At 54.0% G+C, this 14,289-nt stretch carries 15 protein-coding genes; 7 read left to right on the top strand and 8 right to left on the bottom strand.

What is annotated here, in order from left to right; translation table 11 throughout:
• Positions 1 to 36: 36 nt before the first annotated feature.
• The 6 genes from EVJ21_RS07665 to EVJ21_RS07640 form a co-directional block, all read right to left on the bottom strand.
• A complete protein-coding gene (locus tag EVJ21_RS07665) occupies positions 37 to 576 on the bottom strand; it encodes a hypothetical protein (protein ID WP_131490266.1) in 540 nt (179 codons plus the stop codon).
• A 23-nt stretch (positions 577 to 599) separates the two neighbouring features.
• The gene (locus EVJ21_RS07660) at positions 600 to 1,112 is read right to left on the bottom strand and encodes a hypothetical protein (RefSeq protein ID WP_070328269.1); all 513 of its coding nucleotides are present in this window, start codon (positions 1,110 to 1,112) and stop codon (positions 600 to 602) included.
• A 61-nt stretch (positions 1,113 to 1,173) separates the two neighbouring features.
• Complete coding sequence (locus EVJ21_RS07655; RefSeq protein ID WP_016508299.1) at positions 1,174 to 1,587, bottom strand: DUF350 domain-containing protein; 414 nt, start codon at positions 1,585 to 1,587, stop codon at positions 1,174 to 1,176.
• Positions 1,588 to 1,590: 3 nt separating this feature from the next.
• A complete protein-coding gene (locus tag EVJ21_RS07650) occupies positions 1,591 to 2,814 on the bottom strand; it encodes a glutathionylspermidine synthase family protein (protein ID WP_131490265.1) in 1,224 nt (407 codons plus the stop codon).
• A complete protein-coding gene (locus EVJ21_RS07645) occupies positions 2,811 to 3,176 on the bottom strand; it encodes a hypothetical protein (protein WP_070328267.1) in 366 nt (121 codons plus the stop codon). The genes EVJ21_RS07650 and EVJ21_RS07645 overlap by 4 nt, the downstream gene beginning before the upstream one ends.
• Positions 3,173 to 3,631, bottom strand: coding sequence for a hypothetical protein (locus EVJ21_RS07640; protein ID WP_016508356.1), 459 nt, complete (start codon positions 3,629 to 3,631; stop codon positions 3,173 to 3,175). Before EVJ21_RS07640 ends, EVJ21_RS07645 begins: the two co-directional genes overlap by 4 nt.
• A 103-nt stretch (positions 3,632 to 3,734) precedes the next feature.
• Between EVJ21_RS07640 and EVJ21_RS07635 the strand changes: the two genes are divergently transcribed.
• The 6 genes from EVJ21_RS07635 to desA all read left to right on the top strand — a co-directional run bounded on the left by EVJ21_RS07635 (position 3,735) and on the right by desA (position 10,184).
• Positions 3,735 to 4,766, top strand: a complete 1,032-nt coding sequence (locus tag EVJ21_RS07635) for an ion channel (protein WP_070328305.1) — start codon at positions 3,735 to 3,737, stop codon at positions 4,764 to 4,766.
• Positions 4,766 to 5,893, top strand: a complete 1,128-nt coding sequence (locus EVJ21_RS07630) for a YfbR-like 5'-deoxynucleotidase (RefSeq protein WP_131490264.1) — start codon at positions 4,766 to 4,768, stop codon at positions 5,891 to 5,893. The genes EVJ21_RS07635 and EVJ21_RS07630 overlap by 1 nt, the downstream gene beginning before the upstream one ends.
• 116 nt (positions 5,894 to 6,009) lie before the next feature.
• Positions 6,010 to 6,342 (top strand): PadR family transcriptional regulator, encoded by a 333-nt coding sequence (locus tag EVJ21_RS07625; protein ID WP_070328265.1) that lies wholly within the window; start codon positions 6,010 to 6,012, stop codon positions 6,340 to 6,342.
• Positions 6,339 to 6,866, top strand: coding sequence for a DUF2812 domain-containing protein (locus EVJ21_RS07620; RefSeq protein ID WP_131464679.1), 528 nt, complete (start codon positions 6,339 to 6,341; stop codon positions 6,864 to 6,866). Before EVJ21_RS07625 ends, EVJ21_RS07620 begins: the two co-directional genes overlap by 4 nt.
• A 174-nt stretch (positions 6,867 to 7,040) precedes the next feature.
• The gene (gene amyS, locus EVJ21_RS07615; RefSeq protein WP_370259178.1) at positions 7,041 to 8,582 is read left to right on the top strand and encodes an alpha-amylase; all 1,542 of its coding nucleotides are present in this window, start codon (positions 7,041 to 7,043) and stop codon (positions 8,580 to 8,582) included.
• Positions 8,583 to 9,167: 585 nt separating this feature from the next.
• Positions 9,168 to 10,184 carry a Delta(5) desaturase DesA gene (desA, locus tag EVJ21_RS07610; protein WP_131490262.1) on the top strand — a complete coding sequence of 339 codons (1,017 nt, stop codon included), beginning with the start codon at positions 9,168 to 9,170 and terminating at the stop codon, positions 10,182 to 10,184.
• Between the two features lie 49 nt (positions 10,185 to 10,233).
• Here the strand turns inward: desA and EVJ21_RS07605 are convergent, their stop codons facing one another.
• Together EVJ21_RS07605 and lipA are read right to left on the bottom strand one after the other, a co-directional pair.
• On the bottom strand, positions 10,234 to 11,064 hold the full coding sequence (locus EVJ21_RS07605) for a lipoate--protein ligase family protein (protein WP_131490261.1): 831 nt from the start codon (positions 11,062 to 11,064) through the stop codon (positions 10,234 to 10,236).
• Positions 11,065 to 11,081: 17 nt separating this feature from the next.
• Positions 11,082 to 11,999, bottom strand: coding sequence for a lipoyl synthase (gene lipA / locus EVJ21_RS07600; RefSeq protein WP_131464673.1), 918 nt, complete (start codon positions 11,997 to 11,999; stop codon positions 11,082 to 11,084).
• A gap of 304 nt (positions 12,000 to 12,303) precedes the next feature.
• Here lipA and EVJ21_RS07595 point away from each other — a divergent pair, with 304 nt between their 5' ends.
• Entirely contained in the window at positions 12,304 to 14,253 is a 1,950-nt protein-coding gene (locus EVJ21_RS07595) for a glycoside hydrolase family 3 protein (RefSeq protein WP_131490260.1), read from the top strand.
• The last annotated feature ends 36 nt before the right edge of the window (positions 14,254 to 14,289 follow it).

Raw genomic sequence — 14,289 nt, 5'->3', positions numbered from 1 at the left:
GTCACATCACCGCGAACCGGTCATCGGTTTGCGGTTTTATAATTCTTCCGCGTGCATCACATTTCTGTCGCCGTCAAGCGTCTCAAGTGTCTTGAATCTACCCCGTTGTGATTCATCGAGCGTGATCAAGTAAGACATGACGTATCCTTCGTCTCGAGGGTCGTTCACGGTGTATGTCTCGCTCCAATCCGAACCGCTTAGTCGCACGTAAGCCACATCTTCCGGTTTTTCGTTGAAGCGAATACCGATGTATTCATCAGTCGTATTGCCAAAGTGAATCGAATCGAACGGTTTTTCTTCAATCGTGTCCCATGTCGACGCGCTGAAGCCTCCATCTGAATTCATGATACCGAGACCGAGAATCGTCTCGTCTTCATTCGTAAATAAGACGACGGTGCTGCCTTCTACGTATGTGTACCAGCCTTGGGCGGTCATGTGCTCATGCAGTTTTTGTTGCGCCTGTGCCAAAGGTTGTTTTCGTTGCTCGTCCTGATAATACCCGACGCCGGCCGTGACTGAAATGGCGATGATGATGATCATACCTGTAAGGAATAACGCGAGTCCTCGTTTTGACATCTTGCCCCTCCTTGTTCAGTTTTTCATAAGTCGATGGAGTCAAGTACTTGCTCATTTTGATCTAACGTTTGAAGGATCCAGTCGGATGTTGGACGGTTTCGCAACTCGATGATGTGTGTGTCAGCATAGTCACTATCTTCGGTACGATTGAGGATGTGTTGTTCTTGTATACGATCTCCGATGATACGGAGATAGGCAACGTTCTGAGGTTGTTTGTTAAGGCGGATGCCTAAATAGTTATTGGACTCGTCACTCGAATAGATATAGTCAAACGGATCCACGTCGAGGGTCTCTATAGTTCCGTAACCGTAGCCGTCCACACTCATTTCAGCGAGGCCGAGCATGGTCCCATCTTTATTTGTGAAGAGGGCAAGTGTCGCGTCATCTGTTTTGTGATATTCGTATGCGTGAAAATCATTGTCTGCCAGGTAACGTTTCAATTGGTGTCTCTCATAAAAATAACTACCGATTCCTGAAAAAATGACGACAATCGCGATGCAAATCACTAAAGACCAAATTAGTTTTCGTTTGAACATCCAATTCTTCCTTTCTATATGAAACAGCCCATGTCGCTACCTGAGCGCATGGGCTGTTTGTTTAGTACGTCAAACTCGCGGCGACGATGATGCCGACGACGAGCGAGGCCGAGAACAGGCTGACACCGACGGCGAGGTTGCCGTTTTCGACTTCTTTCTCCAAGTTTACGCCAGGCGTGAGCACGTACTCAAACGTCCAAAAAGCGAGCACTTGGGCGAGGATCCCGACGAGTCCCCAGATGAAGGCGTCGAGCAGGTTGACGCTGTTCGCCCAAACTGTGTAGATGACGATGGCGAGGCCGAGCGCTTTGCCCCAAAGTTTGAGGGCGACGGCGACGTTGCCAGCTTTGATGAGTTTTCGTTCCGAATATTTTGTCGTCAGGGCGAACACGACGAGTCCTGCTAAAATAAGTCCGAACCCGGTACCGAGGTGAGCCAGGAAGCTCAAGATTGAATCGAGCGTGATAAATGTCATGTGTTAATCTCCTTCGTGAGTTGGTGTGCCGATGGCTAGGTAGTAGGACTGGTTGTTCGTGATCATGCTTCCGGCCCGGGCGCCGAGCGCCGACGGGTGGCCGTTCAGACAAAAGCAGCCGATCATGTAGTGCGTCGCAAGCGGACCGTTGACCGTGTTCGTCGTTCGTGTCGGCAGCTCGTTGAATTGTTGATATACCGCGGTCTCTTCGGCATATGTCTGCAGCACTTCTTTATGGAACGGGACGCCGTCTTCGGCATACAAAATGACCGAGTCACCTTCACGTCCGAAGGCCGGTTTTTGCACGTAAGCGCTCTGACCTAAAAATGGGTCCGCCTCGAGATAAGTCGGTAACAAGTGAGTCCGGATGACCTGGCGCTCCGCTTCGTCAAAATATGTATCCGTCTCATACAGTTCCCAAATGAGCGCTTGGACGCCTTTGGACTGCATGAGAAACGCGGACAACGGGTTGAGGAGCGACACGTGCTTCGCTTGGTTCAACTCGAGCAGCCGGATGCCGATCAAGTCGCCGTTCGGCGTCCGGTCGTCGACCAAGTGCTCGATCGGATACGTCTGGCGGTACAAGACGTCGACCCGTTCGCCCGACGGGGTATAGACGCCGTCCACGTCGACGAGCAACCGGTCGAGCGGGACGAATTCTGACGGCAAGTCGAGCGTCTCTTGGAGGAAGCGGGTCGTCCATTTGTCCTCGATGTTGTCGTCGTGTGACGTGAAGACGATTTTTGGTGTCCCGTCGCGATTTAATCGTTGCCACGCCGCGATGACGGCTTTACGGAGTTCGGTCTTCAGCTCGGCTGTCGCGTTCGCGTTCGGGTCGTTGAGTCCGAACGCGGTCGTAACATACCGGTTCACATCGAACAGTTCTTTGATGAACGTCGGCGTGTCGGCGTTGAACTCCATCAGTTTGATAACACCGTCTTTGACGATCCAGTCATAACGGCCGATGATCGTCTCTTGCGGGAGCGCTTTGTCACGCAAGAACGGCAAGCTCGCCTCCGGATAACCGAGCAGACGGAGCGTCTCGTCTGGGAGCGTCCGCAACAATCGATTGGCTTTCCGGAAGATGGCATCGACGGCGCGCGTCGCTTCCCGGATGCGGTCGACCTCGTCTTGCGTGTAGACGAGGCAATCGTAGAGTGCATATTCTTCGTCGTTCAAGTCGGGCCAAAAGTAAGGGATTTGGCCGAACAAGTCGTGCCGATTCATCCCCCGAAGCCGCCTTTTGAGCCGCTGCCGAGTCCTGAGTTTGACCCTGAGTTCGATCGGTTCGGCGTGATGCTGCTCGCGCCACCGTTCGAGCGGTAGTTTTTATAAGCGGACGAGTTTTTTAGCGAACTCTTTGAATTGAACAGACTGCCGAGTAAGAAGAAGCTCCCGAAGTGCGGGGACCGTCTGTCGTCGCAGTAATATGATTCCGTTTCATCGTCCCATTCCCAGTCGTCACACTCATAGCCGGTTGGCTCTTCCGGTAACGTCGCTTGTTGCGTTTCGTCCGTACCGCACGCCGCGAGTGACGCTGTCAAGACGGCGGCCGAGAGACCGCTTAAAATCTTCTTGCTTGTTTTCATGTTGTTTCCTCCAGTGTATAGCCAGTCGGGGTGACATAGATGACGTAGACGCCACGGTCCTCGTCCGTCTCGGCCGAGTCGCGCGCATATTCGTTTCCGGCGACGTATAAATACTCGCTGCCGAGCATGGCGAGCGCGTCAAGGTGGCGGTCGACGAAGTACGCTTCGAGCAGCGGGTTGTCGAACCGGTCGTCGAGCGTACGAATCTCGACTTTGATGTCGTCAGTTGCTTTCTTGTCAACAGGTCCTTCCGTGTACCGGTCGACGTAAATCAAGAAATATTGGTCGCCTTCGAGCGCGGACGAGCGTTGTTTGTACGTCATGCCGTCTTTGACGAAAAATTCGCATTCGCGTCTAGCAAGTACTTCATCAAGCCCGAGCGATGTATAATGGTAGAGTGGCTCGAACGAGATCTCATTTTTATAAAGTCGGTATTCTAAAACGATGGAGTCCATAAGTCAGTCCTTTCTTTTTTCTTTCTATACGGAACCGAACGCAAACGGGTTTCGTAAATCAATTGAGTTGTCTCTAGTATATAGGAGAAAGGGAGTGATTTCAGTGCATATCTTTTTTCGAGTGTGGCGCGGGTTATCGAAATTATCGTTTCTGAACGTCGTGTTGGCATCACTCGTCATTATTTTGACCGGTACCGTCCTCGGTTACTGGCTCGAGCCGGAGACGTTCCCGTCGATGTTCGATTCGTTCTGGTGGACGATGACGACGCTGACGACGGTCGGTTACGGTGATTTCTTCCCGTCAACGGTTGCCGGGCGCTGGCTCGGCATTTTCCTGTTCCTGTTCGGGATCGGGATTATCGGGGCTTTGATCGGAAAACTCGTTGAGGTCGGTGCGACGTTTCAACGTTTAAAACGGGAGGGAAAGCTAGTGTATCGAGGAGAAGGGCATTACGTCTATATCGGTTGGTCGCCGAAGACGAAGAAAGCGATCGACGAGGTGCTCAGCTATGAGCCGAAGGCAGAGATCGTGTTGATCGACCAACTGAAAGAAGAACCGTACGATCATGACAACGTCCATTTTGTCCACGGTGACCCGTCCGATGAGGCGGTGCTCCTGCAGGCGAACATTTTGAAAGCACGCCGGGTCGCCATCTTCGCGGATGCGCAGATCAGCGAGACGTTGCTCGCCGACGGGAAGTCGCTATTGATCGCGTCAGCCGTCGAGGCGCTGTCGTCGGAACGGGGGGTTGACCTACATACGGTCGTCGAAGTATGCGAAGAGCGGAACATCTCGAAGTTCAAACACGTGCGCATCGACGACTTTATATTGGCGAACGATTCGGTGTCGCTCCTCATGGCGAAAGCGACGTTACAGCCGGGCACGACATCGATTTTCCGGCAACTGCTCAGCAAGCAGTCCGGTGGTAACATTCAAGCGCTCGCGCCGAGACCCGAGTGGGCGACGGTCCGGGACGCTGTCGAAAACTTGTTGCGCCAGGGCGTCACCTTGATTGCCGTCAACGACCGTCTCGATTTCGCGACGGCGCTCGACACAACGCTTGAGCCGAGTGACACGCTCTACATCGTCTGTCATGACGATGCGTGGGAACGTCTAAAGCAAGGAGGAATTTGATGCATAACGGAACGTTTATCCGCAAGATGACACGTATGCAAAACGTGCAACGGTGGGACGAATACGCGCCGCACTATCACGATAACGCGGCGAGCCATAGTTTCCGTGTCGCCGTGTTCAGCTTGATTGCGGCTTATTACGAAGAGAACAACGGACGGGACGTCAACTTGCTCGATGTGCTCGGCAAGGCGTTGTTCCACGATATGAACGAGGTGCAGACCGGCCCGATCATGCACCGGACGAAAAAAGAACCGACTTTAAAAGAACATATCGAACGGATGGAGCGGACGGCGAGCCTCGGGTTGGTCGATTTGTTGTCACAGTCGCTCCGGCCGCACTTTTATCGTTTTCTCGTCGAGGCAGAAGACGACTCGTTCGAAGGCCGGATTGTCGACGGCATCGACTCGTTCGATGCGATGCTGTTCGTGCGGCGTGAAGTCGCACACGGGTCGCCGCACTTCGTCGAGAAGCTCAAAGAGATGAAGGCGGTGCTCCGCGACCATCCGCTCGAGTCAGTCCGCTGGCTCTATGAACAAGTCGAAGCGGAGACGGACGTCGCGACGTTCATCGAGAACGTCATGCGGATGGATAGCGTCCGGCGCTGGAAAGGCCGCTTCAACACGATTGACGACAACGACGCCATCCACGGCTTTCGGGCGGCGGGCCTCGGTCTGTTCAGCGGCTTGCTCGAGCGTGAGAAGTACGGGGTCGAGGTCGATGTCGCCGAACTGACGGCGCGCTTGCTCTGTCACGACCTCGTCGAAGGCGTGACCGGGGACGTGCTCGGTCCGGTGAAGCACTCGACGGCCGAGACGGGTGCTGCGTTCGAAGCGTATGAACGGGCCGAGAGCGAGGCGTTATTGTCGCTCCTCCCGGAATACATGCAACCGGCGTTCCGGCGTTACATGGCCGATTCGAAAGACGCGACGTACGAAGGGCTGCTCGTCGATATGATGGACAAGCTCGACGCGTTGATCAAGATGAACATGGAGCGGAAGATGAACGGGGCCGAGTACGAAGTCACGTACCGGGAACAACTCCGGAAAGTCCAGTCGCGCTATGAGAATCCGAGTATGATTTTCTTTCTTGCCTATATTTTGCACGATCTCGATTATGTAACGAGTTAAACGAGTCGCAGACGAATTGTCTGCGGCTTTTTTTATATCATTCATTGACATATATCATTCAACGATATATATTGAGAGTAAGAAGTATATCGTTAAATGATAGAGGAGGCGAGAAGATGCCACGGAACGATACGATCGGGCTCGGAGAGTTGACCGATAGCACCTTTTACATCTTGCTTGCGTTGACCGAGCCAAGACATGGGTATTTGATTATGCAGTTCGTCGAAGAGTTGACGAACGGGCGGATGCAGATCGGTCCGGCGTCGATGTACACGATCATCAAAAAACTCGTCAACGCGTCGCTGATCGAGCCGCTCGACGGGGACGGCAAGAAGAAGAGTTATATCATCACGGACATCGGGCGCGCATTGTTACACGAAGACGTGAAACGGCGCCAAGCGATGGTCGACGACGCACGTTTTATTTTGGAAGGGGAGGGCCACAGATGAACCGAAAATATATGGCGAGTTGGGGCCTCGCGTTCGCTGAAGAGCGTGAGATGGAGAAGTTGGGACGAATGGCCGCGCAGGGCTGGCATTTAGAGAAGTTCGCACCGCTTGGCTATACGCTCGTCGAAGGAGAACCGGCGGACGTCCAGTATAGTCTCGATTATCGTAAACGACCGGACGAGGATTATTTCGAGCTGTTCCGCGCGAGCGGCTGGGAACACGTCACGTCGAGTGGGGACGAGATTCACGTGTTCAAAGGTAGTCCGGACGCGCGACCGATCTACTCGGATCGTGAGACGACACACGAGAAATACGCTCAAGTCGAAGGACAGATGGGAAAAGTAGCGTTGGTACTGCTCATCTTATGGATCGGCCTGTTTATGTTGCTTGAACTGGATTGGTCGGGACTCGTTGAGACGGGACTGATCATGGTCCAGTTGCTCGTCACGATCGGACTCGTCTTCACAGGTCTCCCGTATTTAGGCTATCTCGTGAAGCGAAAACGGCTCGATCGCAAAGGATGACTAGGCGGATGGCACAAGCCATCCGTTTTTGTTTTGGACGACTGAACTATTCAAGAAAAAAATAGTTAGGTGCAGAGAACTGTTTTTCGGAAATCCTCTGTTCAACTAAAACGGAATCGTTCATGATAATTAATGAAAGCGCTTGCATTTAATTCGATAGGAGGAAAACGCATGATGAAGAGACGACAAGGGTTTGCGGTCATCGCTGGAGTCACGGCGATTGCGCTGCTTGCCGGGCAACCGGTCGCACAAGCGGCGACACCACAAAACGGCACGATGATGCAGTATTTTGAATGGTACGTCCCGAACGACGGCTTGCATTGGAATCGGTTATCGAACGACTCGCAGAACCTGAAAGATATCGGTGTGACGACGGTGTGGATCCCGCCGGCGTATAAAGGGACGTCGCAAAACGATGTCGGTTACGGGGCGTACGACTTGTATGACCTCGGTGAGTTCAACCAGAAAGGGACCATCCGGACGAAGTACGGTACGAAAGCGCAGCTCCAATCGGCGATCTCGAACTTGCGTGGTAAAGGTATCGGTGTCTACGGCGATGTCGTCATGAACCATAAGGGCGGCGCCGACTACACCGAGTCCGTCCAAGCGATCGAGGTCAACCCGTCGAACCGGAACCAAGAGACGTCAGGGGAATACGGCATCTCGGCCTGGACCGGCTTCAACTTCGCGGGCCGCAACAATACATACTCGCCGTTCAAGTGGCGCTGGTATCACTTTGACGGGACCGACTGGGATCAGTCACGCAGCTTGAGCCGGATCTACAAGTTCAAGAGTACGGGCAAGGCGTGGGACACGGACGTCTCGAATGAGAATGGCAACTACGACTATCTCATGTATGCCGACGTCGACTTCGAGCATCCGGAAGTCCGTCAAGAGATGAAGAACTGGGGCAAATGGTACGCCGACTCGCTCGGGCTCGACGGGTTCCGCTTGGACGCGGTCAAACATATTAGTCACGCGTACTTGCGTGAATGGGTGACGAGCGTCCGGCAGACGACCGGCAAACAGATGTTCACCGTCGCCGAGTATTGGAAGAACGACCTCGGCGCCATCAACGACTACCTCGCGAAGACCGGTTACACGCATTCGGTGTTCGATGTGCCGCTGCACTATAACTTCCAGGCGGCCGGCAACGGCGGCGGCTTCTATGACATGCGCAACATCTTGAAAGGCACCGTCACCGAGCAGCATCCGACGCTCGCCGTGACGATCGTTGACAACCATGACTCACAACCTGGGCAGTCGCTCGAGTCGACGGTCGCCAACTGGTTCAAACCGCTCGCCTACGCGACGATCATGACGCGCAGCCAAGGTTACCCGACGCTCTTCTACGGAGACTACTACGGGACGAAAGGGACGACGAACCGGGAGATCCCGAATATGTCGGCCTCGCTCCGACCGATCATGAAAGCACGTAAAGACTTCGCCTACGGGACACAGCACGACTATCTCGATCATCAAGACGTCGTCGGTTGGACACGCGAAGGCGTGAGTGACCGGGCCAAGTCGGGTCTCGCGACGATTTTGTCTGACGGACCGGGCGGCTCGAAATGGATGTACGTCGGCAAGCAGAACGCCGGTGAAGTGTGGAAAGATATGACGAACAACAACAATCGTCTCGTCACGATCAATAGCGACGGCTGGGGCCAGTTCTTCGTCAACGGGGGCTCGGTGTCGATTTACACTCAACAATAACGAATTCGAACAGAGGGACGCCATCCGTAATGGATGATGCCCCTCTGTTTTCATGTTTGCAGTAGACGTTGCACGAGCTTCGTATTCCACATCCCGCGGGGCAAGGGTAACAAACGAAAGTTCGCCATTTCTTCAGGTTCGTCGGCCCCTTGTGCGGGTATCGGATGATAAAGGATGATGATCACGACACCGACCGCCATGGAGGGTAACAACGAACACCACGACGTCTTCCACAAGCTGACGAGACGCATCTCGTTGACGAGAACCAAGTCATTATCGTGGAGACGCTGAAGTTGATTCAGGACGCCGGATGGGGCGAGCTTGGTCCATAACCGTTGCTAACAAGAGCGCGGTCTTCCCAAGCAGCGCCGACTTCAGGTTGCGCTTCAAATAAGTGGTGAGTAGTTCACAAGCGTATACTTTTCTGGTGTAATACATGGTATAATTACCTGGTATTAGTTTAGGTGGGGAAAATAATCATATGGATACTATGAATTCACCTTCACGCACGTCGGTTGTCGGTTTCATTTCATATCATCAATTTAGAAGCGTCGTGAACGCTGTCGAATTCAAGGAGGCTCACATATGAGTAAAGAAAAGATTGCCCAGCTACGTAAACACGTCTCGCCCTTTGAAAAGGCAGATGTCAAAGTCAGTGTCCGGCAGATGATCAACACGATCCTGCCGTTCTTCGTCGCCTGGTTCCTTGCGTACCAAGCGCTCGAAGTGTCGGTGTGGCTCACGATCCCGCTCGCGATCATCGCAGCCGGGTTCGTCGTCCGCATGTTTATCATCTTCCATGATTGTACGCACGGTTCGTTCTTCAAAAACAAGAAAGCGAACGCCGTCGTCGGAACGATCATGGGTGTGTTGACGCTGTTCCCGTACGAGAAGTGGAAGCGGGAGCATTCGATTCACCACGCGTCGAGCGGTAACCTCGATAAGCGCGGTGTCGGTGACATTTGGGTCATGACGATCGAGGAATATGTCGAGGCCTCGAAATGGACGCGTCTTCAGTACCGCCTCTATCGCAACCCGCTCGTCATGTTCGGTATCGGACCGTTGTTCTTGATTCTCGTCACGAGCCGGTTTAACCGCAAGGACGCTCGGAAAAAAGAGCGGATGAACACGCATGTCATCAACCTCTCGCTCGTCGTGCTGTACAGTCTGATGATTTATTTGGTCGGCTGGCAGGCGTTCTTGATCATTCAAGGGACGACGATGTTCACGGCCGGTGTCCTCGGGATTTGGCTGTTTTATGTCCAACATACGTTCGAAGACTCGTATTTTGAAGATGAGAGCGAATGGGATTACGTCAAAGCGGCGATCGAAGGCAGTTCGTATTACGAATTGCCGAAAGTGTTGCAGTGGGTGACAGGCAACATCGGCTTCCACCACGTCCACCACTTGAGCCCGCGCGTGCCGAACTATAACCTCGAAAAAGCGCATACGGCGACGCCGCCGCTACAAAAAGCGACGACGATCGGATTGTTCTCTAGTTTAAAATCGCTTCGTTACAAATTGTACGATGCGAACAATATGACGTTCGTCACGTTCCGCGACATTAAGCATCTGTTGCGCGACCCGAAGACGACTTTATAAAAAATGTCCCGCTGAAGCGCTTCAGCGGGACATTTTTAGTTCACATATTTTAGCGTTTCCAGACCCAGTCGTCACTCTCATACTTTTCAACTAAACGCGCAATCTCATCTCGTTGCGTCGCCGTGAACACGAGCGGCTCGAACGTCAGTTGAAACGCGTCGCGGAACCCTTCCTCGAACGCCACGGCGACTTCGTCGAACGTCACGAAGCGGCCGAGCGTCTCGTTCAAAGCGACCGCTTTGCTGCTGAACCGTGCTTTCGCGTATACTTTCTCGTCTGCTTCCATATTGAAGCAGTCGAACAGGACATCATCGTCGATCGATAGTGGGATCGACCCGTGCTGCAAGACCGCCCCTTGGTGCCGGACTTGAGCACTACCCGCCACTTTACGGCCGTCGACGGCGAGTTCGTAGTAAGAAGCGGCGTCGAAACAGACGGCCGACTTCGGTTTCCGCAATACTTCGCGGTCTTCTTCGGTCAACGGTACCGAGAATTCGGCCTGGACACCGAGCGCTCGGTAGCCGCGCCGGACGCCTTCGGTCAACAGGCGATAGCTCTCGATGACGTTCGTCGGGAGTGTCGGCGTCGTTTCGGGCAAGATGACGCTGTACGTCAATTCGTCGGCGTGTAAGACGGCCCGGCCCCCGGTCAAGCGGCGGACGACGGGGATGCCGTTCGCTGCGAGCGCCTCACGGTCAAGGTCACGGGTCGCCCGTTGGAAACGCCCGACGCTAATTGCGTGCGGGGCCCATGAATAGAAGCGGAGCGTCGGCTTCAGCTCGCCGCGTGCGACCCAGCCTGAGACCGCTTCATCGATCGCCATGTTTTCAGCCGGGGCGAGTGATTGTGTCGTTAAAATGTGCCATGTTGTATCAGTCATCGTGTCTCTTCTTTCTCTCAATCGATTGGCAACATCGTATGGCGACGTGCCTTATGGACTTGTTCGTCGGCGTGATATGACGAGCGGACGAGCGGACCGGCCTCGCAATGTGAGAAGCCTTTTGACAAGGCGATTTCTTTCAACTCGGCAAACTCGTCCGGGTGGTAGTAGCGCTCGACGTCGAGGTGTTTCTTTGTCGGCTGTAAATATTGACCGAGCGTCAAAATATCGACGTCATGGGCCCGGAGGTCGTCCATCGCTTGAATCAATTCTTCTCTTGTCTCGCCAAGACCGAGCATGATCGACGACTTCGTCGGGATGTCCGGATTCAATTCTTTGGAACGTTTTAGGAATTCAAGGGTGCGGTCGTACGTCGCTTTGGCCCGGACTCGCGGCGTCAAGCGGCGCACCGTCTCCAAGTTATGGTTCATGATGTCCGGCCCCGCGTCAATCAACGTCTGGAGTGCCGAGAAGTTGCCCATCATGTCGGACGGCAATACTTCGATCGACGTTTCCGGGTTCATCGCGCGTATGGCGCGGACCGTCTCGGCGAACACGGTCGCCCCGTAATCGTTCAAGTCGTCGCGGGCGACGGCGGTGATGACGACGTGTTTCAAGTTCATGAGCCGAACCGACTCGGCGACGCGTTTCGGCTCTTCCCAGTCGAGTTCGTTCGGTTTCCCGGTCGTGACCGCGCAGAAGCGGCACGCCCGTGTACAGATGCTTCCGAGAATCATGAACGTCGCCGTGCGGCGGACGGCCCAACACTCATGGATGTTCGGGCATTTCGCCTCCTCGCACACTGTGTTCAAATTCTTCTCCCGCATCATCTTTTTAAGGCCGGTATACGTCTCGTTCGTATTCAATTTGATTTTCAGCCACTCTGGTTTTCGTTTCAGTTCCCCTCTTGCCACTTCGGATTCCCCCTTTATCATGTCAACCCCTAACGAAATGAGTTTACCAAAAAACAAATGAAAATCGAACCACTCAAATTATTGGCTTTGCCAATACAGGTGGAACGTGTTCCAAGACAGGTCAAATGTTTCAAAATGGTTACGCTTTCATCAAAGTCATTGTTTCCCATTTTTTGAATTGCTATACTGACGTTGACCACCTGAATAATGACCATATGTAACTGATTCGATCAGGCATGGGGTGAACGAGCGTTGGTGAGGCAACGCTTATTCCTCCATGCCTTTTCGTTTGTGGTCGGGGGAACTTTCAAAAAGGAGTGAAAACATGAACAAAGTACTGAACTGGACAGCAACACTCGGATTGACGACAGCGTTACTCGTCTCGTCCGTCCCGATGGCAAACGCGGTCGTGGCAGAGGAGACGCCGACACAATCGATTGAAGCACGGGTGAACGCGCAACTCGAGGCGATGACGCTTGAACAGAAACTCGGACAGATGATCATGCCAGACTTCCGACTTTGGAACGGGGCGAACCATACGGCACTCGCGCCAGATGTGGCACGGGTCATCGACCGGTTCGACCTTGGAGGCGTCATCTTGTTCGCGGAAAACGTGACCGAGACCGAACAGACGACGAAACTCGTCCACGACCTGCAAGAAGTCGTCAAGCAAGACGACAGCAACGACATTCCGCTCTTCATCACGATCGACCAAGAAGGCGGGATCGTGACTCGGTTCGGAACCGGCACGAACTTGCCGGGGAACATGGCGCTTGGGGCGACGCGGAGCAGCCAATACGCGTATGATGCGGGGAACATCATTGGGTCAGAGTTGAATGCGCTCGGGGTGAACGTCAACTTCGGTCCGGTCTTAGACGTCAACAACAACCCGGCCAACCCGGTCATCGGGGTCCGCTCGTTCTCGAGTGATCCGGAACTCGTCGGTGAACTCGGCTCGGCGATGACGCAAGGGATTCAAGACCAAGGCGTTGCCGCGACGGCGAAACATTTCCCGGGACACGGCGACACGGCCGTCGACTCGCACTACGGCTTGCCGATCGTCGATAAGTCACTCGAAGACTTGCGCGGGCTCGAGCTGTTGCCGTTCAAGCGGGCTATCACGGAAGGTATCGATATGATCATGACGGCCCATATCGGGATGCCACAAATCGAGGACGAGGTCGTCAACTCGCCGCGCGGCACGTTCCCGCTCCCGGCGACGCTCTCTGACGACGTCATCACCGGCGTCTTGCGTGACGAGATGGGCTATGACGGCATCGTCATCACGGACGCCCTCAACATGAAGGCGATCACGGACAACTTCACAGAAGCCGAGGCGGTCATCAAGACGTTTGAGGCGGGTGTCGATATCGCCCTCATGCCGACGATTTTACGGTCGAACGCGGACGTCGTGAAACTTGAGACGATCTTTGAAGACGTCATGGCGGCTGTCGAGAGCGGCCGTTTGCCAGAAGCGAAGATCGATGAAGCGGTCGAACGGATCTTGAAGCTGAAAGCGGAACGCGGCATCTGGAGCGAGTCAATGGATACGACGACGCTCGAGGCGAAACTCGCGGAAGCAAATGCGGTCGTCGGTAGTGCCGAGCATAAAGCGACAGAACGTGAGATTGCCGAAGCGGCCGTCACACTCGTGAAGAACGACGACAAGACACTTCCGTTCAAACCGAAAAAAGGGGAGACGGTGCTCGTCATCTCGCCAGCAAAAGATCAGACCGACAGCATGGTCAAGACGATCAAATCGCTTAAAAAGAACGCGGGCAACATGAAGCAAGTGAACGTCATCACGGCGAACTATACGGCGTCGACACCGCACCTTGACCAAAACCCAGATTTAAAACAAAAAGTCGAGGCGGCCGACTACATCATCGTCGGCTCGAACGTCAACAACAGCGCCAAGCTGAAAGCGACGTCAGCGGACAATTATGTTCCGGCAGAAGTGTTCCGCTATGCCAACGAGACGGGCAAGAAATCGGTGTTGCTCAGCCTTCGTAACCCGTACGATGTGGCCGTCCAACCGGATGCGCCGGCCCAGCTGCTCATCTATGGCTTTAAAGGTGACCCGAACGGACCGGACTCTGAAGCAGGTAACGCCAAGTCGGCTGGACCAAACCTTCCGGCTGGCATCCGCGCCATCTTCGGTGAAGTCAAACCAGGAGGCAAGCTCCCGGTCGACGTCCCGACGTTTGAGAACGGTATGTTCGGTGACGAACTCCACTTCGAATTCGGTGACGGCTTCAAAAACTGGAATAAATGAAAACAGCGAGCGCCCTTGAGGGTGCTCGCTGTTTTT

This window comes from Exiguobacterium sp. SH0S2 (assembly GCF_004337185.1).
Lineage (GTDB): Bacteria > Bacillota > Bacilli > Exiguobacteriales > Exiguobacteriaceae > Exiguobacterium > Exiguobacterium aurantiacum_A.
The sequence above is the reverse complement of the archived record's forward strand: the minus strand, read 5'-3'. Positions and strand labels throughout refer to the sequence as shown.

Coding starts and splice junctions, on each gene's coding strand:
- EVJ21_RS07665 (WP_131490266.1), bottom strand. CDS start 576: ATGTCAAAACGAGGACTCGCGTTATTCCTTACAGGTATGATCATCATC.
- EVJ21_RS07660 (WP_070328269.1), bottom strand. CDS start 1,112: ATGTTCAAACGAAAACTAATTTGGTCTTTAGTGATTTGCATCGCGATT.
- EVJ21_RS07655 (WP_016508299.1), bottom strand. CDS start 1,587: ATGACATTTATCACGCTCGATTCAATCTTGAGCTTCCTGGCTCACCTC.
- EVJ21_RS07650 (WP_131490265.1), bottom strand. CDS start 2,814: ATGAATCGGCACGACTTGTTCGGCCAAATCCCTTACTTTTGGCCCGAC.
- EVJ21_RS07645 (WP_070328267.1), bottom strand. CDS start 3,176: ATGAAAACAAGCAAGAAGATTTTAAGCGGTCTCTCGGCCGCCGTCTTG.
- EVJ21_RS07640 (WP_016508356.1), bottom strand. CDS start 3,631: ATGGACTCCATCGTTTTAGAATACCGACTTTATAAAAATGAGATCTCG.
- EVJ21_RS07630 (WP_131490264.1), top strand. CDS start 4,766: ATGCATAACGGAACGTTTATCCGCAAGATGACACGTATGCAAAACGTG.
- EVJ21_RS07625 (WP_070328265.1), top strand. CDS start 6,010: ATGCCACGGAACGATACGATCGGGCTCGGAGAGTTGACCGATAGCACC.
- EVJ21_RS07620 (WP_131464679.1), top strand. CDS start 6,339: ATGAACCGAAAATATATGGCGAGTTGGGGCCTCGCGTTCGCTGAAGAG.
- amyS (WP_370259178.1), top strand. CDS start 7,041: ATGAAGAGACGACAAGGGTTTGCGGTCATCGCTGGAGTCACGGCGATT.
- desA (WP_131490262.1), top strand. CDS start 9,168: ATGAGTAAAGAAAAGATTGCCCAGCTACGTAAACACGTCTCGCCCTTT.
- EVJ21_RS07605 (WP_131490261.1), bottom strand. CDS start 11,064: ATGACTGATACAACATGGCACATTTTAACGACACAATCACTCGCCCCG.
- lipA (WP_131464673.1), bottom strand. CDS start 11,999: ATGATAAAGGGGGAATCCGAAGTGGCAAGAGGGGAACTGAAACGAAAA.
- EVJ21_RS07595 (WP_131490260.1), top strand. CDS start 12,304: ATGAACAAAGTACTGAACTGGACAGCAACACTCGGATTGACGACAGCG.